Source organism: Streptomyces niveiscabiei, from assembly GCF_033794345.1.
GTDB classification, from domain to species: domain Bacteria; phylum Actinomycetota; class Actinomycetes; order Streptomycetales; family Streptomycetaceae; genus Streptomyces; species Streptomyces niveiscabiei.
In genome coordinates this window covers 115,297-140,409 of sequence record NZ_JARAYJ010000015.1, presented here as the reverse complement: position 1 = coordinate 140,409, position 25,113 = coordinate 115,297, and the positions used below count along the sequence as shown (strand labels likewise).

Below are 25,113 nucleotides of genomic sequence, written 5' to 3'. Positions count from 1 at the left end.
AGACGGCCGGGCGTCCACCCCACGGGTCCGCATCCGCCCGACCGTCCGACTTCCCTTCGCACCAGGGGGGTTCGTCTCCATGCGGAAGCTCTTCGGGCTCGTCCCGGTCCTGCTCCTCCTGTTGTTCCCGGCTCCGGCTCGGGCCGCCGACAACGGGAGCTGGTCCGTCTATCCGGCGTCCACGGCCGTCGCCGCCCGGCCGTACTTCTTCGTCTCCGCCGATCCCGGGCACACCGTGCGGGACAAGGTCGTCGTCGCCAACAAGACCGATCGGCCCATGCGGTTCCGGCTGTACGCGGCCGACGCGTACAACACCGCCCGCGACGGGGGGTTCGCCGTCAAGTCCGCCGGCGAGAAGATGTCGGGGGTGGGGGCCTGGGCCAAGCTGCCCGGCAGTTCGGTCAGCGTGCCGGCCCGGGGGAACGTCACCGTGCCGTTCACGATCACGGTGCCGTCCGGTGCGGAGCCCGGTGATCATCCCGGGGCGATCGTCGCGCTCGACGAGAAGGTCGAGAAGGGTGGGGGAGGGGTGGCGCTCGGGGTGCAGCGGGCGGTGGGCGCGCGGGTGTACTTGCAGGTCACGGGGGTCTCGCTGCCGGCTCTCGCCGTGGAGGACGTCCGGATCTCGCAGGATCGTCCGCTGGTTCCGGGGCTCGGGGACAGCACGGCCACCGTCTCGTACACGCTGCACAACACGGGCAACGTGACGCTGGATCCCCGGGTCCGTCTGAAGGCGACGGGGCTGTTCGGACGTACGCTGCTGAATCGTGAACTGACCAAGGTGCCTGCGGAGTTGTTGCCGGGGCAGAGGGTTCGGCTCACCGAACGCTGGGGTCATGCACCCCAGTTGGACCGGGGGCGGGTGACGTTGACGGCTAGCGCCACGGGGACGGAGGAGAAGGGGAGTACGTCGTTCCTGGCGGTTCCGTGGGCTGCGGTGGGGGTGGCCGTGGGGGTTCTTGTAGGAGCCGGGGTGCTGCTCAAATGGCGGCGCAGCCGCCCTCAAGGGGCGCGGGGAACTGCGCGAGCAACCACGATCGAGCCGCAGAAGGCCGTCTAGCTGGTGCGGCACCGTCGTGGCTTGTCGCGCAGTTCCCCGCGCCCCTAAAAGAACACAGCGAACCCGGCATCAAAATCTAGAGCGCGTCCGGCCCTCGTTCGCCCGTCCGTACCCGTACCACCGTCTCCACCGGTACCGCCCACACCTTTCCGTCCCCGATCTTCCCCGTCTGTGCCGCCTTCACGATCGCCTCGATCGCCGGCTCCACGTCCGCGTCCTCCACCACCAACTCGATCCGCACCTTCGGCACCAGGTCGATCTGGTACTCGGCGCCCCGGTACACCTCCGTGTGCCCCCGCTGGCGCCCGTACCCGCTCGCCTCCGTCACGGTCAGACCGTGGATGCCGAGTTCTTGCAGTGCCGTCTTGACCGCGTCGAGGCGGTACGGCTTGACGATCGCGGTGATGAGTTTCATGCGGGCGGCGTCACCTTCTGGATGGAGTGCGAGATGGGCGCACCGTGGCCGAGGACGCCGTGATCGTATGCGGTCTCGGCGTGCACCGTAAGGTCCAGCCCCGTGTGCTCGTGGTCCTCGTCGGCCCGGAACCCCATGACCTTGTCGATGAGCTTGCCGATGCCGTACGTCACTCCGAAGGCGTACCCGGCTACGACCACGACGGCGAGGGCCTGCTTGCCGAGCTGGGTGAGGCCGCCCCCGTACAGGAGACCGGTGGTACCCCCGGTCATCTCGTCGGCCGCGAAGACGCCGATGAGGAGCGTCCCGATCACCCCGCCGACGAGGTGTACGCCGACGACGTCGAGGGAGTCGTCGTAACCGAACCTGAACTTCCAGCCCACGGCGTACGAGCAGACGACGCCCGCCGCGAGCCCGATGACGAGCGCGCCGAGGAGGGAGACGGACCCGCAGGACGGGGTGATGGCGACGAGCCCGGCGACCGCGCCGGACGCGGCGCCCAGCGTCGTGGGGTGGCCGTCGCGCCGCTGTTCGACGAAGAGCCAGCCCAGCAGCCCCGTACAGCCCGCGGCGAGGGTGTTGAGGAACGCGGCGGCGGCGAGCCCGTTCGCGCCGAGCGCGGACCCGGCGTTGAAGCCGAACCAGCCGAACCACAGGAGCCCGGCGCCGAGGACGACCATGGGGAGGTTGTGGGGCCGCATCGCGTCCCGCTTGAAGCCCAGCCGCGGCCCGACGACGATCGCGAGGGCCAGTCCGGACGCCCCGGAGGTGATTTCCACCGGCAGTCCGCCCGCGAAATCGAGCGCCCCGAGGTGCGTCAGGATCCACCCGCCGGGCCCCCAGACCCAGTGCGCGACCGGAACGTATACGAGCAGCGTCCACAGAGGGACGAAGACCAGCCATGCCCCGAACTTCGCGCGGTCCGCGATGGCCCCGCTGATCAGCGCGGCCGTGATGATCGCGAAGGTCAGCTGGAAGGTGGCGAACAGGAGGGTCGGTACGGTGCCCTGAACGCTGTCGGGGCTGATTCCGGCCATGCCCGCGTGCGCGAGGCCGCCGATCAGGCCGGCGCCGGCGTCGTCGCCGAAGACCAGGGAGTAGCCGGCGGCGAGCCAGACGACCGTCACGAGGGCGATCGACACGAAGCTCATCATCAGCATGTTGAGGACGCTCTTCGTGCGGACCATGCCGCCGTAGAACAGGGCCAGGCCCGGGGTCATCAGCAGGACGAGGGCGGTCGCGGCGAGCAGCCAGGCGGTGTCGCCGGTGTTCACCTGTGCGGCGGCGAGGGGCACGGGGGTCTCCAACGGGGTCGGGGCTCGTCAGAGGGTCACCGGTTCCCGTTTCCGGGCGCGTACGGATGTGTTTCCGGGGCGTTTCGTTGCGTACGGGTTTCCGGAAACTCACCGTGGGGGTGGCCGGCCGCTCGTGTGTGCGGCGGTGCTTCGTGGATCAGGGAGAATGGGGGTATGAGCGTTCGTTCCCAGTCATCCTCGCCGTCCGAGAAGTCGGGCGGCGCCGCCCACCGTGCGGGCTTCGCGTGCTTCGTGGGGCGTCCCAACGCGGGCAAGTCCACCCTCACGAACGCTCTCGTCGGCAAGAAGGTGGCGATCACCTCCAACCGGCCGCAGACGACCCGGCACACCGTGCGCGGCATCGTCCACCGCGAGGACGCCCAGCTGATCCTCGTCGACACCCCTGGCCTGCACAAACCCCGGACCCTGCTCGGGGAGCGGCTCAACGACGTCGTCCGTACGACGTGGGCCGAGGTCGACGTCATCGGGTTCTGCCTGCCCGCCAACGAGAAGCTCGGCCCCGGTGACCGGTTCATCGCCAAGGAGCTCGCCGGGATCAAGCGCACGCCCAAGGTCGCCGTCGTCACCAAGACCGACCTCGTCGACTCCAAGACCCTCGCCGAGCAGCTCATCGCGATCGACCTGCTCGGCAAGGAGCTGGGCATCGAGTGGGCGCAGATCGTGCCGGTGTCGGCGGTCGCGGGCAAGCAGGTCGAACTCCTCGCGGACCTGCTGGCCCCCATGCTCCCCGAGAGCCCCCCGCTCTACCCCGAGGGCGACCTCACGGACGAGCCCGAGCAGGTCATGGTCGCCGAGCTGATCCGCGAGGCGGCCCTCGAAGGCGTCCGCGACGAGCTGCCCCACTCCATCGCCGTCGTCGTCGAGGAGATGCTCCCCCGCGAGGACCGCCCCGCCGACAAGCCCCTCCTCGACATCCACGCGAACATCTACATCGAGCGCTCCAGCCAGAAGGGCATCATCATCGGCCCCCAGGGCCGCCGCCTGAAGGACGTGGGCATCAAGTCCCGCAAGCAGATCGAGGCCCTCCTCGGCACACCGGTCTTCCTCGACCTGCACGTGAAGGTCGCCAAGGACTGGCAGCGGGACCCGAAGCAGCTGCGGAAGCTGGGGTTCTGAGCTTCAGACCGGGATGACGCGGACCCGCTGACCGCAGAGTTTCCGCATGTCGTCCACGTCAGAGGTGAGAACCGCGACGGGGCCGGGCTGACGCAGGGCGGTCTCGGCGACGGTGGCGTCCAGGGCGTACTTGTGGCCGTGGAGGCCGGTTTCCTTGAGGAGTCGCGCGGCGGCTTCGGCGGATTGCTCGGTGACGGGTTCGATCTTCACGTGTGAGAGGGCCCAGTTGAGGCGGGGCATGCTCAGGCCGGCGTGCGAGACCTCGATGATGGTGTTCGCGCTGGCGACGATGCGGCTCTTGTGACGCCAGGCGCTGTAGATGATCCCCAGAACCTTGCGGTCTTGGGTGAGCCAGGCGCTAAATCCTTCGCAGTCGAGGACCAAGGTGCGGAGTTGGGTCACGCGGCATCCGCCTGAGCAGACGCGTCGGACTCCGAGGTACCGAGCAAAAGGGCGTCTGCCTCAGCCATCTCTTCTGCGGTGAAGGCTCCGTGCTCCTCCTGGTAGAGCCGGAGAGCCTCGCCGAGGAGATCGTGGCGGATTCTGTCCGCCAGTGCTTCGGCGGCATAGCCGGAGACATTGGAGGTCAGTCCCCGTGCCGCCTCGACGAGCTCTTCCGGCACTGTGATGGTGATCTTTTTCGCAGCCACACGATCACCATACCGCGATATGGCAACCCCCGTGCGGCTTTCCTCACCGCTGCGCCCGCAGCACCTCCCGGTACCACGCGTACGACGCCTTCGGCGTCCTCTCCTGTGTCGCGTAGTCCACGTGGACCAGGCCGAAGCGGCGGGCGAAGCCCTCGGCCCACTCGAAGTTGTCGAGGAGGGACCAGACGAAGTAGCCGCGTATGTCCACGCCTGCTTCCAGGGCCTGGTGCAGGGCCTGGATGTGGGTGGCGTGGTACGTGATGCGGGACTGGTCGTCGAGGCCCTCGTACGAGCAGCCGTTCTCCGTGATGACGATCGGGGGGAGGCGGCCGGTGTAGCGGGACTTGAAGGTGGTGAGGAGTTCCGTGAGGGCCTGCGGGACCACCGGCCAGCCGAAGTCCGTTGTGGGGACGCCCTCGATCTCCCGTACGGAGAAGGGGAGTTCGGCCGGCATCGTGACGCCGCCGAAGTTGATCTCCTCGCCCTGGGGGGCGCCGACGCGGGTGGGGGCGTAGTAGTTGATGCCGTACCAGTCGAGGGGCTCGGAGATGGTCTTGAGGTCCGAGGCCACGTCGCCCGGCATCAACTCGCCCAGGCCGTCCGGGTATTCGCCCAGGAGGACCGGCTCCACGAAGAGGCGGTTGAGGAGCGTGTCGTAGAAGGCCGCCGCCTCGATGTCGGCCTGTTCACCGGACGCGGGCCACACCGGGCCGTGGGAGTTGGTGATCGCGACATCGCTTGCGCCGGCCGCGCGCAGGGCCTGGACGGTGAGGCCGTGGGCCAGGAGCTGGTGGTGGGCGACGGGGAGCGCGTCGAAGAGGAGCTGCCTGCCGGGCGCGTGCGTGCCGAGCGCGTGGCCCAACAGGGTGTGTTCCGCGGGCTCGTTGAGGGTGATCCACTTCCGTACGCGGTCCCCGAGGCGCCCGGCGACGACGGCCGCGTGCTCCGCGAGCCGGGACGCGGTGTCGCGCTCCAGCCAGTCCAGGCCCACGGGGAGGTCCCAGTGGAAGAGGGTGGGGACGGGACGGACGCCCGCCGCGAGGAGTTCGTCCACCAGCCGGTCGTAGAAGTCCAGCCCCCCGGGCGACTGGACGCGCGGCCACGACACGGAGAAGCGGTACGCGTCCACCCCGAGCCCGGCGAGCAGCGCGACGTCCTCGCGGTAGCGGTGGACGTGATCGCAGGCGACCTCGGCCGTGGACCCGTCCTTCACCCCGGAGAACTCGTCCCACACGGAGGGGCCGCGCCCGGCGGCCCCCTCGATCTGGTGCGCCGAGGTCGACACTCCCCAGAGGAAGTCCGCGGGGAACCGGGGTATCGCGTTGCCTGCGTCAAGAGCCATGCGCGGATCATCCGTACCGGCGGGTAGGGAAGTCAACGCCCTGACGGAGAACGGAAGAGGCGTCCCGGAAACCCCCGTCCGGAACGCCTCCCGCTACGCCCCTTCCTTCAACACCCGTGAGATCAGCGTCCGTTGCTCCTCGGTGAGCCGGGGGTCGGCCGCGTACACGGTCTTCCCGTCCACCGTGATCTCGTAGGCGAACCCGTCCGGCACCCCGATCGGGCGCACCGTCCGCGCGGCGGCCACCGCCTGTTCCGCGAGGGCGTGCCACTCGGCCGCGTCGGGGCGTCCGGTGGTGTCGAGCTGCGCGTACCGTTCGATGCCGGCGAAACCGCCGGTGCGTCGCACCTGAATCCGCATGGAGCCCTGTCTAGTACAGATCTCAGGCGGTCGGCACCCCGACGCGGCGCCAGGCGTCGACGAGCGCCTTGTGGACGTCGCCGTCGCCGTAGCGGGACTTCGCGGCGGCGGCCGTCAGCCTCGCGAACTCGGTGAAGCGCGCGGTGGACGACAACTCGCCGCCCGTCAGCACGTCGTACCAGACCTGGCCGGCCTTCTCCCAGGCGTTGCCGCCGAGTTCGGTGGCGAAGAGGTAGAACGCGTGGTTGGGGATACCGGAGTTGATGTGGACGCCGCCGTTGTCGCGGCTGGTCTTGACGTAGTCGTCCATGTGGCCGGGCTGCGGGTCCTTGCCGAGGACGTCGTCGTCGTACGCGGTCCCCGGCGCCTTCATGGAGCGCAGGGCCTCGCCGCGGTCGATCGCCGGGCCGAGGAGGCCGGCGCCGATCAGCCAGTCGGCCTGGTCGGCGCTCTGCCCGAGGGCGTACTGCTTGATGAGGGCGCCGAAGACGTCGGAGACGGACTCGTTGAGGGCGCCGGACTGGCTGTAGTACTCCAGGTTGGCGGTGTACTGGGTGACGCCGTGGGTGAGTTCGTGGCCGATGACGTCGACCGGGATGGTGAAGTCGAGGAACAGCTCCCCGTCCCCGTCGCCGAACACCATCTGCTGACCGTCCCAGAACGCGTTGTCGTAGTCGCGGTCGTAGTGGACGGTCGCGTCGAGCGCGAGCCCGCCGCCGTCGATGGAGTCACGGCCGTACGCGTTCAGGTACAGGTCGAACGTCGCGCCGAGCCCGGCGTACGCGCGGTTGACGGTGGCGTCCTGGCCCGGCTCGGACCCCTCGGCGCGGACCTCGGTGCCGGGCAGGTCGGTGCCGTGCCCGGCGTCGTAGATGGTGCGCTTCGGCTTGCCGGTGCCCGCGGCGGGCGCGGCGGCGGTCAGGCCGCGCTCGATGGCGACGCGGCGGCGGGTGCGCTGGAGGGAGTCGCGCTCCAGCGTGCGGGCGACCCGGTCGGCGATGGACGCGTCCTCGTGGCGGGCCACGTGGTCCAGGACGTGCGGCGGAATGATCGTGCAGAAGACGGGCTCGAAGCCCCCGTGGTGAGTCATGTCGGGCACCTTGGCACTGAGTCATCCGCCTGTCACTACCCGCAACCATGATTGGTGAAATACCCCCACATAGGGACGCGGACGATTCCGCTCTGTGGTACGGCGCACGTTTTGCCCCGTTCGTCCCACCGGTCCCGCATACTGGGACGGAGCCGCGCCCCACCAGCACCTCCGCTAGAGTGCGGAGCACTATGCGTTTCGGGCTGCTTCTCCTTAGCTGCCGCGGCGAGGGCCTGTAAAGAAGGCCGACTCCCTCCCCGCGGAGCTTTGGCGTTGCGTGTCGGCCGGTCACCCGGACCCCATCGAGGAGCTTTGAGCCCCATGGCGAACCGCCAGCAGCCCAGTCAGATGCCGATCCACAAGTACGGGCAGTACGACCAGGTCGACATCCCCGACCGCACCTGGCCCGGGAAGCGGATCACCACCGCCCCCCGCTGGCTCTCCACCGACCTGCGTGACGGCAACCAGGCCCTGATCGACCCGATGTCGCCCGAGCGCAAGCGCCGGATGTTCGACCAGCTGGTCAAGATGGGCTACAAGGAGATCGAGGTCGGCTTCCCGGCCTCCGGGCAGACCGACTTCGACTTCGTGCGTTCGATCATCGAGGAAGAGGGCGCGATCCCGGACGACGTGACGATCTCCGTCCTGACCCAGGCCCGCGAGGACCTGATCGAGCGGACCGTCGAGTCCCTGAAGGGCGCCAGGCGCGCGACCGTCCACCTGTACAACGCGACCGCCCCGGTCTTCCGCCGCGTCGTCTTCCGCGGCTCCAAGGACGACATCAAGCAGATCGCCGTCGACGGCACCCGCCTGGTGATGGAGTACGCCGAGAAACTGCTGGGCCCCGAGACCGAGTTCGGCTACCAGTACAGCCCCGAGATCTTCACCGACACCGAGCTGGACTTCGCGCTGGAGGTCTGCGAGGCGGTGATGGACGTCTACCAGCCCGGCCCGGGCCGCGAGATCATCCTCAACCTGCCCGCCACCGTGGAGCGTTCGACCCCCTCCACGCACGCCGACCGCTTCGAGTGGATGCACCGCAACCTGACCCGCCGCGAGCACGTCGTCCTGTCCGTCCACCCGCACAACGACCGCGGTACGGCCGTCGCGGCGGCCGAACTGGCGCTGATGGCCGGCGCCGACCGCATCGAGGGCTGCCTCTTCGGACAGGGCGAGCGCACCGGCAACGTCGACCTGGTCACCCTGGGCATGAACCTCTTCTCCCAGGGCGTCGACCCGCAGATCGACTTCTCCGACATCGACGAGATCCGCCGTGTGTGGGAGTACTGCAACCAGATGGAGGTCCACCCCCGCCACCCGTACGTGGGCGACCTGGTCTACACGTCCTTCTCCGGCTCCCACCAGGACGCCATCAAGAAGGGCTTCGACGCGATGGAGGCCGACGCCGCCGCGAAGGGCGTCACCGTCGACGACATCGAGTGGGCCGTGCCCTACCTGCCCATCGACCCCAAGGACGTCGGCCGCTCCTACGAGGCCGTCATCCGCGTCAACTCGCAGTCCGGCAAGGGCGGGATCGCCTACGTCCTGAAGAACGACCACAAGCTGGACCTGCCGCGCCGGATGCAGATCGAGTTCTCCAAGCTGATCCAGGCGAAGACCGACGCCGAGGGCGGCGAGGTCACCGGCGGCGACATCTGGGCCGTCTTCCGCGACGAGTACCTGCCCAACCCCGAGAACCCGTGGGGCCGGATGCAGCTCAAGGCCGGCCAGTCGACCACCGACAAGGACGGCGTCGACACGCTGACCGTCGAGGCCGAGGTCGACGGCACGGAGACGACCCTGGTCGGCACCGGCAACGGTCCGATCTCGGCCTTCTTCCACGCCCTCCAGGGCATCGGCATCGACGTACGCCTGCTGGACTACCAGGAGCACACGATGAGCGAGGGCGCGTCCGCGCAGGCCGCCTCCTACATCGAGTGCGCCGTCGGTGACAAGGTCCTGTGGGGTATCGGCATCGACGCGAACACCACCCGCGCGTCCCTGAAGGCGGTCGTCTCCGCCGTCAACCGCGCGACGCGGTAACTCACCCGGTCGTGTCAGAGGCCCGGGCCGTCCTGTGCGACGGTCCGGGCCCCGTCGTATATCGGCCATTCCAGGGTGCAGATCACGGGCAGGTCTCGTCGAAGGTGCTGACTGCACCCATCCGATGTGGCTAACATCACGCAGACGTGGCGATGAGGCCGCGCTGGTGACGGAGGTGCGACGTGCTGCCAGGACCGGGACGAGACAGCCGAGCCACCGGGGTTGCCCGCATCCTGGGGATCCGCACGGCGTGGACGCCCGTGGGGGACGGGGAGTTCTTCTGCCCCGGGTGCGGCGGGGACCGCAACTACCAGCGGCTGACCGGGCGCCGGCGGTTCACGTGCCTGGGGGTACCCGTACTGCCCAGGGGTGAGACCGGGCCCGTCGTCGAGTGCGCCGCCTGCCGCCGGCACTTCCCCCTGGACGTCCTCGACCACCCCACCACCACCCGGTTCTCCGCGATGCTCCGGGACGCCGTCCACACGGTCGCCCTCGCGGTCCTCTCCGCGGGCGGTACGTCGTCCCGTACGGCCCTGGACACGGCCACCGCCGCCGTCCGCGCCGCCGGGTTCCAGGACTGTACGGGGGAGCAGCTCGTCGCGCTCGTGGAGGCCGTCGCCGCGGACACCGGGCGGGCCTACGGGACGCCCTGCGGGCCCGGGCTGGCCATAGAGCTGCACGAGGCGCTCGACCCCCTCGCGCCCCATCTCGCCGCCGTGGGGCGGGAGTCCATCCTCCTCCAGGGGGCCCGGATCGCCCTCGCGGACGGCCCCTACACGCCCGCCGAGCGGGAGACCCTGGCGACCGTGGGAGTGGCGTTGACCATCGGGGCGGAGGACGTCACACGGCTGCTCGCGGCTGCGCGGACGCCGTCGTAGTACTCGCGTGGTCCTTGCGGGGTACAGGTATCAGGGCAGGGTGTGTTCGTACGTCGTGTCCGTGTCCGAGTCGTAGACCAGCCTCCCGCTGGAGTCGTAGCCCTTGAGGTGGGGGGCCCGGGTCACCTGGCGGTCCAGGACGCCGGTCGCCACGTACCAGCCGTGGTCCAGGGTTGCTTCCACGGGGGTACTCGTACCGTACGAGGCGGTCACCCGGGTGACCTTTGCCGGGACGTACGTGCCGATGACTCCCCAGCGGAAGGGGAGTTTCCAGTTGCCCCGGTCGATGAACGACTGCTGGTAGAGCCTGCCGCTGTTGATGTCCGGATACACCAAGGGCACGAACTCCTCGGCGCCGCCGCCGCTGCTGTTGATGCCCTCGGCCCTGCCGTTCTTCAGCGTGCAGATCAGGCGGACCGGGGTGGGCTTCTCCTTCACCGCGACCACGTAGATCCCGTCGCCGGGTGAGTTGGAGTCGCCCGTGCTGGGGATCGCCAGGATGATCCGGTACTCCGAGGCTTCGCCCAGGCCCTCCTCGCCGGGGTGCTGGACGCCCGAGCGGTCGAAGGCCAGGCACTTTTCGAGGCCGTCGGCGGCTTGGGCGAAGGTGATACCGGCGACGAGCTGGGCGGGGGTGGCGGGAGGGGTGGGGCCCTGGGGGGTGGCGGAGCTGCCCGAGGCGGAGCGGCCGGAGCCGCTGGAGTCGCCGGGGCCGTTCGAGGCACCGGGGCTGTCCGGGGCACCGGAGTCGCCCGATGCGTCGGCGCTGCTGGAGTCCCCGGCCGGCGGTCCCGCCACGACCGTGTCGGCGTGGTCCCCCCGGACCACGGCCCACGTCGCCACGGGCACGATCCCGAGCGCCGCGATCACCACACCCGCGACAGCGAGCCGCCGCCTGCGCTCGATCACCCCCCGCCGCCGGATCGCCGGATACGGCACGGGCGAGGGACTGATGGCGTACGCGTCCTCAGCGAGCAACTCCCGCACCCATTCCTCGCTTTCACCGCCCCCGGCGTCGTTCCGTCGCCCGTCCTGCTCACCGCTCATCGCCGGTTCCTTTCTGAAGTGTCGGGGTGGGGGACAGGGGGCGCGGGCCGAGGGAAGCGGAGGTGGGGCGGGTTCGCGGCGCCGGCGGAGCGGCCGGCCGGACAGGCTGCTGCGGAAGGCGGGCGTAGGCGGACGCGTCGTCCCCCGCCGGCGCCTCCTCCGTCAGCACCTGCCCCCTCACCGCTTCCCCCGGCCCGGACGCCGGTCGGAGGGACCCACCCCCGTGGGGTCCCCTTCCGGAGCCGTCTTCCCCCGGACCGGGCGTCCGTCGGGTGGACCCACCCCCGTGGAGCCCACCCTCCGGTGCCGCCCCCTCCAGCCCGGGCGCCCGTCGGTGGGACCCGCCCCCCTGGGGTCCCCCTCCGGAGCCGGCTCCCCCCGGCCCGGACGCCCGTAGGGAGGGTCCACCCCCGTGGGGCCCACCTCCGGGTGTCCGGGCCAGTCCTGGATGTGTCCGCAGCTTCGCGAGGCCCTTGGAGGCCTGGCTCTTCACCGTGCCCGGGGAGCAGCCGAGGATCTCGGCGACCTCGGATTCGGAGAGGTCCTCCCAGTAGCGCAGGACGACGACCGCGCGCTGGCGGTCGGGGAGTTCGGCGAGGGCGGTGAGGAGGGGGCCGCGGTCCTCGACGGGGTGGTCGGCGTAGGCGACGGTGTCGGGCGGCGCGGCCGTCAGCGACTCCCGTACCCGCCGCTTGCGGAAGCGGTCGTTGTTGCAGGTGACGAGCATGCGGCGGACGTACGCCTCGGGGCTGTCCGCCCGCGAGACCCGCCGCCAGGACCGGTACGCCTTGGCCAGGGCGGTCTGCGTCAGGTCCTCCGCGTGGTGCGGGTCTCCCGTCAGCAGGTACGCCGTCCGCACCAGCCGCGCCCACCGCGCCCGGACGAACTCCTGGAACTGCTCTTCCAGCTCGTCACGCATCAAGTACTCCTCCTCGCCCCCCAGACCGCACAGAACGCGAAAAGGGTTGCCCGGTGGGCAAGAATCGTCGGATGGAGATCTGGGAGCGGGACACACCGGGCGTACTGGAGCTGCCGTCGGGCCGGCGGATACGGGGGAGAGGGCTGCGGCACCCCTTCCCCCGGGCGGACCCCGCCCCCACGTACGGCCTGTACCTCCTCGGCAGCCCGCCCCCGCCCCACAACTGGCCCTCCCGCTGGCTGCGTTGGCCCGACTTCCGGCTGCCCAAGGACCGCGAGGACGCCCGGGACGCGCTCACGGAGGCGTGGCGCAGGGCCGGGGAGGAACGCGTCGAGGTGGCGTGCGGGGGAGGCCGCGGGCGTACGGGGACGGCGCTGGCGTGCCTGGCGGTCCTGGACGGCGTACCGGCGGACGAGGCCGTGGAGTTCGTGCGCCGGAACTACCACAAGGGGGCGGTGGAGACGCCCTGGCAGAGCCGGTACGTACGCCGGTTCTAGCCCGCGACCTTCTCCGCAGGGGCCGCCGCCTTGCGAACCCCCAGCAGCATCAAGGGAGTTGCCAGCAGGACCACCCCCGCCAGGCCCAGCGCCGTCCGTGTCCCCGTCATCCCCGCGACCACCCCCCACAGCGCGGTCAGCGACGCGATCCCCGCCTTCGTGCTCACCGACCACGCCGACAGGACGCGTGTGACGCGGTCGGCCGGCGTCGACTCCAGCCGGAAGGTGGAGAGGACGGTGTTGTAGGCGGCGGAGCAGATGATCAGCCCGAACTCGACCAGCATGATCAGTGCCAGCCCCGCCACCCCGGGGCCCACGAACGCGAGCCCCACCGGCCAGCACGCCCGCAGCGTGCCGAACCACAGCAGCATCCGGCGCCGCCCCCGGCGGGGGACCAGGTGGCGGGCGAGCCGGGAGCCGATGAGCCCGCCGACGCAGGGGACGGCGAAGGCGAGCGCGTACTGCCAGGGCGGGAGGCCGAGTTCGCCGAGCAGGAGGACGGCGAGGAGGGGCATCCCGGCCATGACCAGCCCGTTGACGACCATCGCGTTGAGCAGGAGGGGGCGCAGGACGGAGTCCGCGAGGATGTACCGCCAACCCTCCAGCAGCTCACGCCAGTCGAGAGCGGGCGCCTTGACCGGCTCGGGCTCCCGGCCGCGTACCCGCGCCAGCCCCAGCGCCGACAGCAGGAAGCTCACCGCGTTCGCGATCACCGTGACGACCGGACCCACGGCTCCGATCGCGGCGCCGCCCAGCGGTGGCCCCACCATCGTCGCCGTCCACATCGTCGACTCGAACCGCCCGTTGGCCGCGAGCAACTGGTCTTTGGGCACGAGCCACTTGACGAACGCCCCGCTGGCGGACGTGAACGTGATGTCCGCGGCGGCGACCACCACCGACACCAGCAGCAACTGCGCGAGCCCCAGCACCCCGAGCGCGTACGCGAGCGGCACGCTCAGCAGCGCCACGCACCGCACGACGTCCATCGCGACCATCACGGGCCGCTTGCGCCGGTACTCCACCCACGGCCCCAGCGGCACCGCCGCGAGCGCCCCCACGGCAGGGCCCACCGCCGCCAGCGCCGACACGGCCGCCGGACTCGCGTCCAGCGCCAGCACGGCGATCATCGGAAACGCGTCGAACGCCAGCCACGTACCGAACACGCTGACCGCGTAGGCCCCCCACAGCCACCGGAAGTCCCGCCCCACCTACGCCCGCCCTTCAGAAAGCCGCTCGATGCGAGAATGGCCCCATGAGCCTGTTCCGCGACGACGGCATCGTCCTGCGCACCCAGAAACTGGGCGAAGCGGACAGAATCATCACCCTGCTCACACGCGGCCATGGCAGGGTACGCGCGGTCGCGCGGGGTGTGCGGCGGACAAAGTCGAAGTTCGGGGCGCGTCTGGAACCTTTCTCCCACGTCGATGTCCAGTTCTTTACCCGGGGGAGCGAACTGGTCGGCCGGGGACTGCCGTTGTGCACGCAGAGCGAGACCATCGCTCCGTACGGTGGCGGGATCGTGGCCGATTACGCGCGGTACACCGCCGGTACGGCCATGCTGGAGACGGCCGAACGGTTCACGGACCACGAGGGGGAACCGGCGGTGCAGCAGTATCTGCTGCTCGTGGGGGCGCTCAGGACGCTGGCCCGGGGCGAGCACGCCCCGCACCTCGTGCTGGACGCGTTCCTGCTGCGCTCGCTCGCCGTCAACGGCTACGCCCCCAGCTTCGGCGACTGCGCCAAGTGCGGACTCCCAGGACCCAACCGCTTCTTCTCCGTCGCCTCCGGCGGCTGCGTCTGCGTCGACTGCCGGGTGCCCGGCAGCGTCGTACCCTCCCCGCAGACCTTGGTCCTCCTGGGCGCGCTGCTTACGGGAGACTGGGAGACGGCGGACACGGCGGAGAGCCGGTACGTCCGGGAGGGCAGCGGACTCGTGTCCGCGTACCTGCACTGGCACCTGGAGCGGGGGCTGCGCTCGCTCAGGTACGTGGAAAAAAGCTAGGGAGACGAGAAGGACATGGTCGTACGCGGGATCCTGGGGCGTCAGCGGCGCGAGTACCGGACGCCGGAGCCGCACCCCTCCGGCGCGCGTCCGCCGAAGCTTCCCGGCGAGCTGGTGCCGGAGCACGTGGCGATCGTGATGGACGGCAACGGCCGCTGGGCCAAGGAGCGCGGGCTGCCCCGCACGGAGGGCCACAAGGTCGGCGCCGAGCAGGTCCTCGACGTCCTCCAGGGCGCCGTCGAGATGGGTGTGAGGAACATCTCGCTGTACGCCTTCTCCACCGAGAACTGGAAGCGCTCGCCCGACGAGGTCCGCTTCCTCATGAACTTCAACCGCGACTTCATCCGCAAGAGCCGCGACCAGCTCGACGCGCTCGGCATCCGCGTGCGGTGGGTCGGCCGGATGCCGAAGCTGTGGAAGTCCGTCGCGCAGGAGCTCCAGATCGCGCAGGAGCAGACCAAGGACAACGACCGGCTGACCCTCTACTTCTGCATGAACTACGGCGGCCGGGCCGAGATCGCCGACGCGGCCAAGGCCCTCGCGGAGGACGTGAAGGCGGGCAGGCTCGACCCGTCCAAGGTCTCCGAGAAGACCCTCGCGAAGTACCTCTACTACCCGGACATGCCGGACGTCGACCTGTTCCTGCGGCCCAGCGGCGAGCAGCGCACCTCCAACTACCTGATCTGGCAGAGCGCCTACGCCGAGATGGTCTTCCAGGACGTCCTGTGGCCCGACTTCGACCGCCGCGACCTGTGGCGCGCCTGCGTCGAGTTCGCCTCCCGCGACCGCCGGTTCGGCGGGGCCATCCCGAACGAGGAACTCCTCGCGATGGAGGGACGGACGGGCGAGGGCGAGCAGCCGGTCACCTGAGCGCCACCGGGGGTTCACGTGGCTCACGGACGATCCGCCCATGAAGCACGTAACCCCCGCGTTCGCGGCCCTGTGCGCCGTAGCGGTCGCGGCGGCCCCGGCCGTCGCCGCGCCCCGGCCCCCGGCGCACCTCGACAGCTACGGCACGAAGGCGCCGTACGCGCCTGAGCAGCGCCCCGCGTCGTACTCCAAGGCCCCCGCCGGGTTCGTCCCCGTCTTCACGGAGAACGTCTCCCGGCACGGCTCCCGCGCCGCCACCGACAGCGAGGACGGCGACCTGATCCTCGCGCTGTGGGACCAGGCCGCCGCGTCGGGGCAACTCACCCGCAAGGGCGAGGAGTTCGGGCCCAAGGTGCGGGCGCTGCTCGCGGCCATGGCGAAGGTCGGGTACGGGAACCTCAGCGGGCGGGGCCGCGCGGAGATGCGCGACACGGCCGACCGGATGGCCTCCCGGGTGCCGTCCCTCTTCGCGGCCATCGCCGCCAAGGGCGAGAAGATCGACGTCGTCAGCTCCGGCCAGGGCCGCGCGGTCGACAGCGCCAACGAGTACGCCGGTGAACTCGCCGCGAAGGACCCGGCGTTGAAGCCGCTCATCGGCGCGACCCGCACCGACAAGGACCTCCTGTACTTCCACAAGGCGGCGGGCGGCAAGGCGTACCAGGAGTACCTCGCGAACGACCAGCGCCTGGCCTCGACCCTGAAGTCGATCACCGATCAGCCGAGGACGCAGCGGGCGGCTGTGAGCGTTCTGCGGAAGATCTTCAAGCGTGACTTCGTGGCCGGAATCGCGGACAAGGTGGCCGCGGCGGAAGCCGTCTACAACCTGTACGCCATCGCCCCGGCGATGATCCAGGAAAGCCCGGAAGGAAAGGGCTGGGGTCTGGAGCGCTATATCTCCCGCACCGACGCCGCCTGGTTCGGATATCTGGGAGACGCCGAGGACTTCTACGAGAAGGGCCCCGGTTTCGCGGACTCCGACATCACGTACAAGATGGCGGACGTCCTGCTGGACGACTTCTTCGCCCAGGTGGAGGCGAAGAAGTCCGGCACCTCCACGCTGGGCGCCGAACTCCGGTTCACCCACGCCGAGGAGATCATCCCCCTCGCCGCCCTGATGGGCCTCCCGGGAAGCACGAAGCCGGCGGCTCCGGGGCAGTCGTACACGTACAAGAACAACCCCTGGAGGGGCGCCGACGTGGCCCCCTTGGGTGCCAACATCCAGTGGGACGTGTATCAGAAGGGCACCCGGTATCTCGTACGGATGCTCTACAACGAGAAGGAGATCCCTTTCAAGGCGGACTGCGAGCCGGTCGCGAAGAACAGCGTTTTCTACGACTTCACGGAATTGCAGCGCTGCTTCAAGCGGGGTTAAAGCGCGGCGCAGTCCGCGCAGGTGCCGAAGATTTCCACCGTGTGCGCGACGCTGACGTAGCCGTGTTCCGCCGCGATGGCCTCGGCCCATTTCTCGACCGCCGGGCCCTCCACCTCGACCGCCTTGCCGCAGACGCGGCACACGAGGTGGTGATGGTGGTCGCCGGTGGAGCAGCGGCGGTAGACGGATTCGCCGTCGGAGGTGCGCAGGACGTCGACCTCGCCGGCGTCCGCGAGGGACTGGAGGGTGCGGTAGACCGTCGTCAGGCCCACCGAGTCGCCCTTGTGTTTGAGCATGTCGTGGAGTTCCTGGGCGCTGCGGAACTCGTCGACCTCGTCGAGCGCCGCCGCCACTGCGGCACGCTGCCGGGTGGAGCGGCCCTTCACGGGCGGTCCAGCGGTCGTCACCGTTGCCTCCTGAACGTCTGAGCACCTGCCGGGCCATTGTGCCAGCCCGGCCGGTGCCCGGTCAGACGCCGACCCCGCCGCCCGCCTTCCGGGTGGCCGGAATCGCGCACTCCACGGCATTCCCGTCGGGCCGCGCGAGGGCGTGCGCGCGGGCGCGCCGACGCGCGAGGGGCGCCGACAGCGCCGTGAGCGCGATGAACGCGCCGATGGTCAGCAGGACGATCGTCGCGCCGGGCGGCACGTCCTGGTAGTACGACGTGACGGTGCCGCCGATGGTCACGCTCACCCCGATGGCGACGGCGATCGCGAAGGTCGCCGCGAAACTCCGGCTGAGCTGCTGCGCGGCGGCGACCGGCACCACCATCAGCGCGCTGACCAGCAGCAGCCCCACGACCCGCATCGCGACGGTGACCGTGACGGCGGCGGTGACCGCGGTGAGCAGGTTCAGCGCCCGCACCGGCAGCCCCGTGACCCGCGCGAACTCCTCGTCCTGGCTGACGGCGAACAGCTGCCGCCGCAGGCCGAGCGTGACGAGGACGACGAACGCGGCCAGGACGCAGATCGCGGTCACGTCGGACTGCGAGACCGTCGACAGGGACCCGAAGAGGTACGACGTGAGGTTCGCGTTGGACCCGGTCGGCGCGAGGTTGATGAACATCACACCGCCCGCCATGCCGCCGTAGAAGAGCATCGCGAGCGCGATGTCGCCGCGCGTCTTGCCGTACCAGCGGATCAACTCCATGAGGACCGCGCCGAGTACGGACACCAGCGTCGCCATCCACACCGGCGACCAGGACAGCAGGAAGCCGAGGCCGACGCCGGTCATCGCGACATGGCCGATTCCGTCGCCCATGAGGGCCTGGCGGCGCTGGACGAGGTAGATGCCGACGGCGGGGGCGGTGATGCCGACGAGGACGGCGGCGAGCAGGGCCCGCTGCATGAAGGCGTAGTCGAGGAAGTCCATGTCAGCTCAGCAGTCCCGTGTGCATCGGCTCGTGGGGGTGGACGTGGTCGTGGCCCGGCAGAGCGTGTTGTCCGACCGCGTGCGGGGGCGGGCCGTCGTGCAGGACGCAGCCGTCGCGCAGGACCACCGCCCGGTCGATCAGCGGCTCAAGGGGCCCGAGTTCGTGCAGCACGAGCAGGACCGTCGTACCCGCCGCGACCTGGTCCTTCAGGGTCTGGGCCAGCACTTCCTGGCTGGCCAGGTCCACGCCCGCCATCGGCTCGTCCATGATCAGCAGCTCGGGTTCGGAGGCGAGCGCGCGGGCGATCAGGACGCGCTGGTGCTGGCCGCCGGAGAGGGCGTCCACGCTGTCCTTGGCGCGGTCCGCCATGCCGACCAGCTCCAGGGCGTGCCGTACGGCCGCGTGGTCCGCCTTCCGCAGGACGCCGAAGCGGGCGCGGGAGAGGCGGCCGGAGGAGACGACCTCGGTGACCGTCGCCGGGACACCGCCGGCGGCGGTCGTACGCTGCGGGACGTACCCGACGCGCGACCAGTCGCGGAACCGCCTGCGCGGGGTGCCGAACAGCTCGATCTCGCCCGCGCTGAGCGGGACCTGGCCGATCACGCCGCGGATCACCGTCGACTTGCCGGAGCCGTTGGCGCCGAGCAGCGAGACGACCTCACCGCGCCGCACGGTGAGGTCGATCCCGCGGAGGACGGGCCGCGAACCCAGCTCGGCGCGCACGCCGCGCAGGGATATGACGGGCTCAGTGGTCATGCCGTCCTCCAAGTCACTTCGGGCTCACTTTGTTCCCAGGGCGCTCTGGAGTGCCTTGAGGTTGGCTTCCTGGACCGCGAAGTAGTCCTTGCCGCGGGACTTCTCCGTGATGCCCTCGATCGGGTCCAGGACGTCCGTCTTCAGGTTCGCGTCCGAGGCGATGGTCTTCGCGGTCTTGTCGCTGACGAGCGTCTCGTAGAACACCGTGGTGACGCCGTCGGCCTTGGCCATCTTCTCAAGGTCCTTCACGCGCGCGGCGCTCGGCTCCGACTCGGGGTCGAGGCCGTTGATGGCCTCCTCGGTCAGGCCGTAGCGCTCGGCGAGGTAGCCGAAGGCGGCGTGCGTGGTGATGAACACCTTCGTCTTGGTGTTGGCGAGGCCGGTCTTGAACTGCGTGTCCAGGGCGGCGAGTTTGGTGACCAGGGCCGCGGTGTTCTTCTTGTAGTCCGCCGCGTGGTCCGGGTCGGCCTTCTCCAGGGCGGCGCCGACGCCCTGGGCGACCTGCGAGTAGCGGACCGGGTCGAGCCAGATGTGCGGGTCGAGGCCGGCGAGTTCGTCGTTGTGGGTGTGGTCGGCCTCGGCCGCGTGGCCGCCGACCTCGTTGCCGTGCTTCTCCAGGGTGGTGAGGGAGGCGGCGTCCACCTTGGTCTTCACCGAGGACTGCTTGACGGCCGCGTCCACCGACGGCTGGAGGTTCTTCAGGTAGACGATCGCGTCGGCCTTCTCCAGGTTCGCCGTCTGCTTGGCGCTGATCTCCAGGTCGTGCGGCTCCTGGCCGGGCTCGGTCAGGCTGGTCACGCTGACGTGGTCGCCGCCGATCTGCTCCGCGAGGAAGGCCATCGGGTAGAACGACGCGACGATGTCGAACTTGCCGTCACCGTCGGCGGCGGCGCTGTCGGAGGAGCAGCCGGTGAGGGCGCCGAGGGAGAGAGCACCGGCCGCCGCGAGGGCGGTGCCCGATATGAGTCGTCGTACGTTCATGAAAGCCATTTTCAACAAATATGGAAACCGTTGTCAACAAGAGCTGGTCGCGGACGGCTGGCGGTGCGGATGACGGTTCCGATTTGGAAGAGGGGGAGTCCCCGCCGGTACCCTGAGGGTTCGCTCCGAAGCATGCGCCCCGAAGCACACTTCTCCGCTTCTTCCGCGTTCTTTCGCGGGCGCAGCCGCTTCGCCCGTCGTCGTTACCGTCGTTATGAAGAGAGCATCGTGGCCGCCGACAAGATCGACACCATCGTCAGCCTGAGCAAGCGCCGTGGCTTCGTTTTCCCCTGCAGTGAGATCTACGGCGGCCAGCGCGCCGCCTGGGACTACGGCCCCCTCGGTGTCGAGCTCAAGGAGAACCTGAAGCGCCAGTGGTGGCGTTACATGGTGACGTCGCGCGAGGACGTGGTCGGTCTCGACTCGTCCGTCATCCTCGCCCCCGACGTCTGGGTCGCCTCCGGCCACGTCGCCACGTTCTCCGACCCGCTGACCGAGTGCACCGCCTGCCACAAGCGGTACCGCGCGGACCACCTGGAAGAGGCGTACGAGGCCAAGCACGGCCGCCTCCCCGAGAACGGCATGGCCGACATCAACTGCCCCAACTGCGGCAACAAGGGCCAGTTCACCGAGCCCAAGCAGTTCTCCGGCCTGCTCTCCACCCACCTCGGCCCCACCCAGGACACCGGCTCGGTCGCCTACCTGCGCCCCGAGACCGCGCAGGGCATCTTCACCAACTTCGCGCTGGTGCAGGTCGCTTCGCGCAAGAAGCCGCCGTTCGGCATCGCCCAGATGGGCAAGTCCTTCCGCAACGAGATCACGCCCGGCAACTTCATCTTCCGCACCCGCGAGTTCGAGCAGATGGAGATGGAGTTCTTCGTCAAGCCGGGCGAGGACGAGAAGTGGCAGGAGTACTGGATGCAGGAGCGCTGGAACTGGTACACCGGCCTCGGTATGCGCGAGGAGAACATGCGGTGGTACGAGCACCCCAAGGAGAAGCTCTCCCACTACTCCAAGCGCACCGCGGACATCGAGTACCGCTTCCAGTTCGGCGGCAACGAGTGGGGTGAGCTGGAGGGCGTCGCCAACCGCACGGACTACGACCTCACCGCGCACTCCAAGGCCTCCGGCCAGGACCTCTCCTTCTTCGACCAGGAGGCGGGCGAGCGCTACACCCCGTACGTCATCGAGCCCGCCGCCGGTGTCGGCCGCTCGCTCCTCGCGTTCCTGCTCGACGCGTACGTCGAGGACGAGGCGCCCAACGCCAAGGGCAAGCTGGAGAAGCGGACCGTCCTGCGGCTCGACCCGCGCCTGTCGCCGGTGAAGGTCGCCGTGCTGCCGCTGTCCCGCAACGCCGACCTCTCGCCCAAGGCGAAGGGGCTCGCGCAGGCGCTGCGGCAGCACTGGAACATCGAGTTCGACGACGCGGGTGCGATCGGGCGCCGGTACCGCCGTCAGGACGAGATCGGTACGCCGTTCTGCGTCACCGTCGACTTCGACACGCTCGACGACAACGCGGTGACCGTGCGGGAGCGGGACACGATGAAGCAGGAGCGGGTGTCTCTCGACCAGATCGAGGGGTACCTCGCGAGCCGGCTGATCGGCTGCTAGGGCGGTAACTCTGCGACGCCGGGCTCCTGTTGGTCGGGGGCCCGGCGTTGTGCTGTGCGGCGGCGTGCGGCTGGGGGTGCGGGGCGGTTTCCGTGGGTGATTCCGGAGGCGTGTGCCGGTGATTCCGGTGGCCCGGCTCAGCCCGTCGAGATCTTCGACTCCACCCCCTGGATCTCCGGTGCCCGGAGCCGCTCGGCCGTCCGCGCCGCCGTCCCGCGGGCCCAGCGCCCGCTGGTCAGGAGCCCGAGGGTCAGGACGGACAGCCCGCAGCCGACGATGATCCACCAGCCCGGGGTGGCGGCCGAGGTGAAGGTCTCGCGGTACGAGGACGCGCTGATGCCGGACGCCAGGACCGCGCCGACCACCGCGACGCCCAGCGTCTGCCCGAGCTGCCTGCTGGTGGAGGCCACGGCCGCGGCGACCCCGGCCTGTGCGCGGGGCATGCCGGACACCGCCGTGTTCGTGATCGGCGCGTTGACGAAGCCGAAGCCAATGCCGAAGAGGAGGTAGCCGAGGAAGCGCCCGGTGTCGGAGGCCCCGGCGTCGAAGGCCGCGAAGAGCAGCGCGCCCGAGGACATGGCGACCCCGGCGACGAGGAGGGGGATGCGAGGGCCGCGCGTACCGACGAGGCGCCCGGAGACGGGGGCGCAGAGGAACGTCGGGACGGCCATCGGCAGCATCCACAGCCCGGCGTGCAGCGCGTTGAGCCCCTGGACGTTCTGGAGGTACAGCGTCGACAGGAACAGGAACCCGGCGAGCGCGGAGAACGCGGAGACCGCGATCACGGTGGCCCCGCTGAACGGAGCGGACCGGAAGAACCGCAGGTCGATGAGGGGATCGGTACGCCGGGGCTCGTACCACAGCAGCCCGGCGAGCGCGGCGACGGCGAGGACGCCGAACGGGGCGCTGACCCCGGCCCCGGAGACCGGCGCTTCGATGATCGCGCAGGTGAGCGACCCGAACAGCGCGATCACCAGCACCTGCCCGACCGGGTCGGGCCGCCGGGGCCGCTCGGCGCGGGACTCGGGGACGAACCGCAGCGTGAGGAGCAGCGCGGCCACCCCGACGGGGAGGTTCAGCCAGAAGATCGCCCGCCACCCCACGGACTCGACGAGCAGCCCTCCGACGAGCGGCCCGGCGGCCATGGATATCCCGACGACGGCACCCCACACGCCGATGGCCCTCGCGCGCTCCCGCGCGTCGGTGAACGTGTTCGTGATGATCGACATGGCGACGGGGTTGAGCATCGAACCGCCGACGGCCTGCACCATCCGCGCGACGACGAGGAGTTCGAGGTTCGGCGCGAGCGAGCACAGCACGGACCCGACCGTGAAGACGACGAGCCCGGTCATGAAGACCTTGCGCCGCCCGATCCGGTCGGCGGTCGACCCCGCGAGCATCAGCAGCGAGGCCAGGACCAGCGTGTACGCGTCGATGGTCCACTGGAGACCCGACGTACTCGCGTCGAGATCGCGCTGCATGGACGGCAGCGCCACGTTCAGCACGGTGTTGTCCAGGCTCACGATCAGCAGGCTCATGCAGCAGATCGCGAGCACCAGCAGTCGACGGTGATGGCTGAGCTCCGGCATGCCCACCACTGTACGCCCGTATCGATAGTGCGTCTAACTAATGACCGATACAAGATCCTGGACTTCACCCGTTCGGCCCACCCGTCCCATGCGCGACAATGGAGCAATGCCCACGACCGCCCAGCCGCTCCAGATCGGCCCGCACACCGTCCAGCCGCCCGTCGTCCTGGCGCCGATGGCCGGTATCACCAACGCGCCCTTCCGCACTCTCTGCCGAGAGTTCAGCGGCGGAAAAGGCCTGTTCGTGAGCGAGATGATCACCACCCGCGCGCTGGTCGAGCGCAACGACAAGACCATGCAGCTCATCCGCTTCGACGCGACCGAGACGCCCCGCTCGATCCAGCTGTACGGCGTCGACCCGGCGACCGTCGGCAAGGCCGTCCGCATGATCGCGGAGGAGGACCTCGCCGACCACATCGACCTGAACTTCGGCTGCCCCGTCCCGAAGGTCACCCGCAAGGGCGGCGGCTCGGCCCTCCCGTACAAGCGCAACCTCCTGCGCGCGATCCTCCGCGAGGCCGTCTCCGGCGCCGGGGACCTCCCCGTCACGATGAAGATGCGCAAGGGCATCGACGACGACCACATCACCTACCTCGACGCCGGCCGCATCGCCGTCGAGGAGGGCGTGACGTCGATCGCCCTGCACGGCCGCACCGCCGCCCAGCACTACGGCGGCACCGCCGACTGGGACGCCATCGCGCGCCTCAAGGAACACGTCCCGGAGATCCCCGTCCTCGGCAACGGCGACATCTGGTCGGCGCAGGACGCGCTGCGGATGGTGCGGGAGACCGGGTGCGACGGAGTCGTGGTGGGCCGGGGGTGCCTGGGCCGGCCGTGGCTGTTCTCGGACCTGGTCGCGGCGTTCGAGGGCCGCCTGGACGATGTCGCCCGGCCGTCCCTGAAGGAGGTCGCCGACGTCATGGTCCGCCACGCGACCCTCCTCGGCGAATGGCTCGGCGACGAGTCGCGGGGCGTCATCGACTTCCGCAAGCACGTCGCCTGGTACCTGAAGGGCTTCGCGGTCGGCAGCGAGATGCGCAAACGCCTCGCGATCACCTCGTCCCTGGCCGAACTCCGCGCCGGCCTCGACGAGCTGGACCTCGCCCAGCCCTGGCCGACCGGCGCCGACGGCCCCCGGGGCCGCACCTCCGGCAACAACCGCGTCGTCCTCCCCGACGGCTGGCTGAAGGACCCGTACGACTGCGCGGGCGTGAGCGAGGACGCGGAGCTGGACACGTCGGGTGGCTGATCGGACGCCCTCTCGACACCGCGCCGGAGCCCGCCGACACTGATCGCGTGGCGGACAGCGCGGTGTGGGTCGCGGCATTGACCGGCGGTACGGCCGTACTGGCGGGCTGGGTCACCAACTTGGGGAACGTCCGCGCCGCCAGGGTCCAGGCGGAGGCCTCGGCGAAGGCCCAACAGGAGGGCCGGGTGCGGGAGTTGCGGAGGGACGCGTACCTGGAGCTGATGCGGTGCGCGCACGGGATGAGCGAGCTGTACTGGAAGGCCGGCGAGGTCCGCTTCCGGCCGGCCGGCCCGGAAGGCTTTCTGGCGCGCATCGAGGAACTGCGGGCCGAGGCGCGCGAGGCGTACGACCCGCTCATGCACAGCGTGCGCGTCATCTCGCTTGAGGGACCTGGCCAGTTGGCCGAGATGGCCAAGGCGGTCCTGACGGCGGCCACACGCACCAACGGTTCCCTGGCCGACATCTCCCGGGAGGGGCCAGAGGCGTTCGCGCGCTTCGACGCGGCCATGGAGGCCTACTCGACCTCCCTGACCGCGTTCGTCGAAGCGGCCCGCGACGCGATGAACGAGCCGCCGTGA

Annotated in this window: 25 protein-coding genes and 1 pseudogene; 11 read left to right on the top strand and 15 right to left on the bottom strand. The window is 70.2% G+C overall.

Annotated features, from left to right (window positions below; genetic code table 11):
• Window positions 1-79 precede the first annotated feature (79 nt).
• Complete coding sequence (locus PV682_RS22110) at window positions 80-1,060, top strand: DUF7507 domain-containing protein (protein WP_319732425.1); 981 nt, start codon at window positions 80-82, stop codon at window positions 1,058-1,060.
• 76 nt (window positions 1,061-1,136) lie between these two features.
• Here PV682_RS22110 and PV682_RS22105 read toward each other — a convergent pair whose 3' ends face one another.
• Window positions 1,137-1,475 (bottom strand): P-II family nitrogen regulator, encoded by a 339-nt coding sequence (locus PV682_RS22105; protein WP_010354845.1) that lies wholly within the window; start codon window positions 1,473-1,475, stop codon window positions 1,137-1,139.
• Window positions 1,472-2,770, bottom strand: a complete 1,299-nt coding sequence (locus tag PV682_RS22100; protein WP_319732421.1) for an ammonium transporter — start codon at window positions 2,768-2,770, stop codon at window positions 1,472-1,474. The genes PV682_RS22105 and PV682_RS22100 overlap by 4 nt, the downstream gene beginning before the upstream one ends.
• Before the next feature lie 174 nt (window positions 2,771-2,944).
• Between PV682_RS22100 and era the strand changes: the two genes are divergently transcribed.
• Window positions 2,945-3,907 (top strand): GTPase Era, encoded by a 963-nt coding sequence (era, locus tag PV682_RS22095; protein ID WP_055718987.1) that lies wholly within the window; start codon window positions 2,945-2,947, stop codon window positions 3,905-3,907.
• A gap of 3 nt (window positions 3,908-3,910) precedes the next feature.
• Here era and PV682_RS22090 read toward each other — a convergent pair whose 3' ends face one another.
• The 5 genes from PV682_RS22090 to PV682_RS22070 form a co-directional block, all read right to left on the bottom strand.
• Window positions 3,911-4,309, bottom strand: a complete 399-nt coding sequence (locus PV682_RS22090) for a PIN domain-containing protein (RefSeq protein WP_319732418.1) — start codon at window positions 4,307-4,309, stop codon at window positions 3,911-3,913.
• Entirely contained in the window at window positions 4,306-4,557 is a 252-nt protein-coding gene (locus PV682_RS22085) for a type II toxin-antitoxin system CcdA family antitoxin (protein ID WP_319732417.1), read from the bottom strand. The genes PV682_RS22090 and PV682_RS22085 overlap by 4 nt, the downstream gene beginning before the upstream one ends.
• A gap of 43 nt (window positions 4,558-4,600) precedes the next feature.
• Window positions 4,601-5,899, bottom strand: a complete 1,299-nt coding sequence (locus PV682_RS22080; protein WP_319732415.1) for a GH1 family beta-glucosidase — start codon at window positions 5,897-5,899, stop codon at window positions 4,601-4,603.
• Window positions 5,900-5,992: 93 nt separating this feature from the next.
• The gene (locus PV682_RS22075; RefSeq protein WP_319732413.1) at window positions 5,993-6,259 is read right to left on the bottom strand and encodes a protealysin inhibitor emfourin; all 267 of its coding nucleotides are present in this window, start codon (window positions 6,257-6,259) and stop codon (window positions 5,993-5,995) included.
• Window positions 6,260-6,281: 22 nt separating this feature from the next.
• Window positions 6,282-7,349 carry a M4 family metallopeptidase gene (locus PV682_RS22070; RefSeq protein WP_319732410.1) on the bottom strand — a complete coding sequence of 356 codons (1,068 nt, stop codon included), beginning with the start codon at window positions 7,347-7,349 and terminating at the stop codon, window positions 6,282-6,284.
• A gap of 321 nt (window positions 7,350-7,670) precedes the next feature.
• On the opposite strand from PV682_RS22070, the gene leuA reads away from it, so the two are divergent.
• Together leuA and PV682_RS22060 are read left to right on the top strand one after the other, a co-directional pair.
• Entirely contained in the window at window positions 7,671-9,392 is a 1,722-nt protein-coding gene (gene leuA / locus PV682_RS22065) for a 2-isopropylmalate synthase (protein ID WP_319732408.1), read from the top strand.
• A 182-nt stretch (window positions 9,393-9,574) separates the two neighbouring features.
• Complete coding sequence (locus PV682_RS22060; RefSeq protein ID WP_319732406.1) at window positions 9,575-10,270, top strand: TerB family tellurite resistance protein; 696 nt, start codon at window positions 9,575-9,577, stop codon at window positions 10,268-10,270.
• Between the two features lie 30 nt (window positions 10,271-10,300).
• On the opposite strand, the gene PV682_RS22055 is transcribed toward PV682_RS22060, so the two are convergent.
• Complete coding sequence (locus PV682_RS22055; RefSeq protein WP_319732404.1) at window positions 10,301-11,317, bottom strand: hypothetical protein; 1,017 nt, start codon at window positions 11,315-11,317, stop codon at window positions 10,301-10,303.
• 406 nt (window positions 11,318-11,723) lie between these two features.
• A pseudogene (locus PV682_RS22050) lies at window positions 11,724-12,236 on the bottom strand (SigE family RNA polymerase sigma factor); the annotation flags it as partial.
• A 71-nt stretch (window positions 12,237-12,307) separates the two neighbouring features.
• On the opposite strand from PV682_RS22050, the gene PV682_RS22045 reads away from it, so the two are divergent.
• Window positions 12,308-12,733, top strand: a complete 426-nt coding sequence (locus PV682_RS22045) for a protein-tyrosine phosphatase family protein (protein ID WP_319732497.1) — start codon at window positions 12,308-12,310, stop codon at window positions 12,731-12,733.
• Here PV682_RS22045 and PV682_RS22040 read toward each other — a convergent pair.
• Complete coding sequence (locus tag PV682_RS22040) at window positions 12,730-13,941, bottom strand: MFS transporter (protein WP_319732402.1); 1,212 nt, start codon at window positions 13,939-13,941, stop codon at window positions 12,730-12,732. The two genes, PV682_RS22045 and PV682_RS22040, sit on opposite strands and share 4 nt — an antisense overlap.
• A 44-nt stretch (window positions 13,942-13,985) precedes the next feature.
• On the opposite strand from PV682_RS22040, the gene recO reads away from it, so the two are divergent.
• Genes recO through PV682_RS22025 form a run of 3 tightly spaced genes read left to right on the top strand, consistent with a single transcriptional unit; the run spans window position 13,986 to window position 16,977 of the window.
• Window positions 13,986-14,735: a DNA repair protein RecO gene (recO, locus tag PV682_RS22035; RefSeq protein WP_055719060.1), complete on the top strand. Its 750-nt coding sequence runs from the start codon at window positions 13,986-13,988 to the stop codon at window positions 14,733-14,735.
• 15 nt (window positions 14,736-14,750) lie between these two features.
• Window positions 14,751-15,605: an isoprenyl transferase gene (locus tag PV682_RS22030; RefSeq protein WP_055719061.1), complete on the top strand. Its 855-nt coding sequence runs from the start codon at window positions 14,751-14,753 to the stop codon at window positions 15,603-15,605.
• A 40-nt stretch (window positions 15,606-15,645) separates the two neighbouring features.
• Window positions 15,646-16,977 (top strand): histidine-type phosphatase, encoded by a 1,332-nt coding sequence (locus PV682_RS22025; protein ID WP_319732399.1) that lies wholly within the window; start codon window positions 15,646-15,648, stop codon window positions 16,975-16,977.
• On the opposite strand, the gene PV682_RS22020 is transcribed toward PV682_RS22025, so the two are convergent.
• The 4 genes from PV682_RS22020 to PV682_RS22005 form a co-directional block, all read right to left on the bottom strand.
• A complete protein-coding gene (locus PV682_RS22020) occupies window positions 16,974-17,384 on the bottom strand; it encodes a Fur family transcriptional regulator (protein ID WP_319732397.1) in 411 nt (136 codons plus the stop codon). The two genes, PV682_RS22025 and PV682_RS22020, sit on opposite strands and share 4 nt — an antisense overlap.
• Window positions 17,385-17,445: 61 nt before the next feature.
• Entirely contained in the window at window positions 17,446-18,348 is a 903-nt protein-coding gene (locus PV682_RS22015; RefSeq protein ID WP_319732395.1) for a metal ABC transporter permease, read from the bottom strand.
• 1 nt (window position 18,349) lies between these two features.
• On the bottom strand, window positions 18,350-19,105 hold the full coding sequence (locus PV682_RS22010; protein ID WP_319732392.1) for a metal ABC transporter ATP-binding protein: 756 nt from the start codon (window positions 19,103-19,105) through the stop codon (window positions 18,350-18,352).
• A 24-nt stretch (window positions 19,106-19,129) separates the two neighbouring features.
• Window positions 19,130-20,086 carry a metal ABC transporter substrate-binding protein gene (locus PV682_RS22005; protein WP_319732390.1) on the bottom strand — a complete coding sequence of 319 codons (957 nt, stop codon included), beginning with the start codon at window positions 20,084-20,086 and terminating at the stop codon, window positions 19,130-19,132.
• Window positions 20,087-20,314: 228 nt separating this feature from the next.
• Between PV682_RS22005 and PV682_RS22000 the strand changes: the two genes are divergently transcribed.
• A complete protein-coding gene (locus PV682_RS22000) occupies window positions 20,315-21,697 on the top strand; it encodes a glycine--tRNA ligase (RefSeq protein ID WP_319732389.1) in 1,383 nt (460 codons plus the stop codon).
• Window positions 21,698-21,834: 137 nt separating this feature from the next.
• On the opposite strand, the gene PV682_RS21995 is transcribed toward PV682_RS22000, so the two are convergent.
• On the bottom strand, window positions 21,835-23,286 hold the full coding sequence (locus PV682_RS21995) for an MFS transporter (protein ID WP_319732387.1): 1,452 nt from the start codon (window positions 23,284-23,286) through the stop codon (window positions 21,835-21,837).
• Between the two features lie 106 nt (window positions 23,287-23,392).
• Between PV682_RS21995 and dusB the strand changes: the two genes are divergently transcribed.
• A complete protein-coding gene (gene dusB, locus PV682_RS21990; RefSeq protein ID WP_319732385.1) occupies window positions 23,393-24,535 on the top strand; it encodes a tRNA dihydrouridine synthase DusB in 1,143 nt (380 codons plus the stop codon).
• A gap of 47 nt (window positions 24,536-24,582) precedes the next feature.
• A complete protein-coding gene (locus tag PV682_RS21985; RefSeq protein ID WP_319732383.1) occupies window positions 24,583-25,113 on the top strand; it encodes a hypothetical protein in 531 nt (176 codons plus the stop codon).

What these genes read in the sequence shown, in the direction of transcription:
- PV682_RS22010 (WP_319732392.1), bottom strand. Translation starts at nt 19,105, where the DNA reads ATGACCACTGAGCCCGTCATATCCCTGCGCGGCGTGCGCGCCGAGCTG.
- PV682_RS22110 (WP_319732425.1), top strand. Translation starts at nt 80, where the DNA reads ATGCGGAAGCTCTTCGGGCTCGTCCCGGTCCTGCTCCTCCTGTTGTTC.
- PV682_RS22070 (WP_319732410.1), bottom strand. Translation starts at nt 7,349, where the DNA reads ATGACTCACCACGGGGGCTTCGAGCCCGTCTTCTGCACGATCATTCCG.
- PV682_RS22105 (WP_010354845.1), bottom strand. Translation starts at nt 1,475, where the DNA reads ATGAAACTCATCACCGCGATCGTCAAGCCGTACCGCCTCGACGCGGTC.
- PV682_RS22015 (WP_319732395.1), bottom strand. Translation starts at nt 18,348, where the DNA reads ATGGACTTCCTCGACTACGCCTTCATGCAGCGGGCCCTGCTCGCCGCC.
- PV682_RS22030 (WP_055719061.1), top strand. Translation starts at nt 14,751, where the DNA reads ATGGTCGTACGCGGGATCCTGGGGCGTCAGCGGCGCGAGTACCGGACG.
- era (WP_055718987.1), top strand. Translation starts at nt 2,945, where the DNA reads ATGAGCGTTCGTTCCCAGTCATCCTCGCCGTCCGAGAAGTCGGGCGGC.
- PV682_RS22055 (WP_319732404.1), bottom strand. Translation starts at nt 11,317, where the DNA reads ATGAGCGGTGAGCAGGACGGGCGACGGAACGACGCCGGGGGCGGTGAA.
- PV682_RS22045 (WP_319732497.1), top strand. Translation starts at nt 12,308, where the DNA reads ATGGAGATCTGGGAGCGGGACACACCGGGCGTACTGGAGCTGCCGTCG.
- recO (WP_055719060.1), top strand. Translation starts at nt 13,986, where the DNA reads ATGAGCCTGTTCCGCGACGACGGCATCGTCCTGCGCACCCAGAAACTG.
- leuA (WP_319732408.1), top strand. Translation starts at nt 7,671, where the DNA reads ATGGCGAACCGCCAGCAGCCCAGTCAGATGCCGATCCACAAGTACGGG.
- dusB (WP_319732385.1), top strand. Translation starts at nt 23,393, where the DNA reads ATGCCCACGACCGCCCAGCCGCTCCAGATCGGCCCGCACACCGTCCAG.
- PV682_RS22005 (WP_319732390.1), bottom strand. Translation starts at nt 20,086, where the DNA reads ATGAACGTACGACGACTCATATCGGGCACCGCCCTCGCGGCGGCCGGT.
- PV682_RS22080 (WP_319732415.1), bottom strand. Translation starts at nt 5,899, where the DNA reads ATGGCTCTTGACGCAGGCAACGCGATACCCCGGTTCCCCGCGGACTTC.
- PV682_RS22025 (WP_319732399.1), top strand. Translation starts at nt 15,646, where the DNA reads ATGAAGCACGTAACCCCCGCGTTCGCGGCCCTGTGCGCCGTAGCGGTC.
- PV682_RS22075 (WP_319732413.1), bottom strand. Translation starts at nt 6,259, where the DNA reads ATGCGGATTCAGGTGCGACGCACCGGCGGTTTCGCCGGCATCGAACGG.
- PV682_RS21995 (WP_319732387.1), bottom strand. Translation starts at nt 23,286, where the DNA reads ATGCCGGAGCTCAGCCATCACCGTCGACTGCTGGTGCTCGCGATCTGC.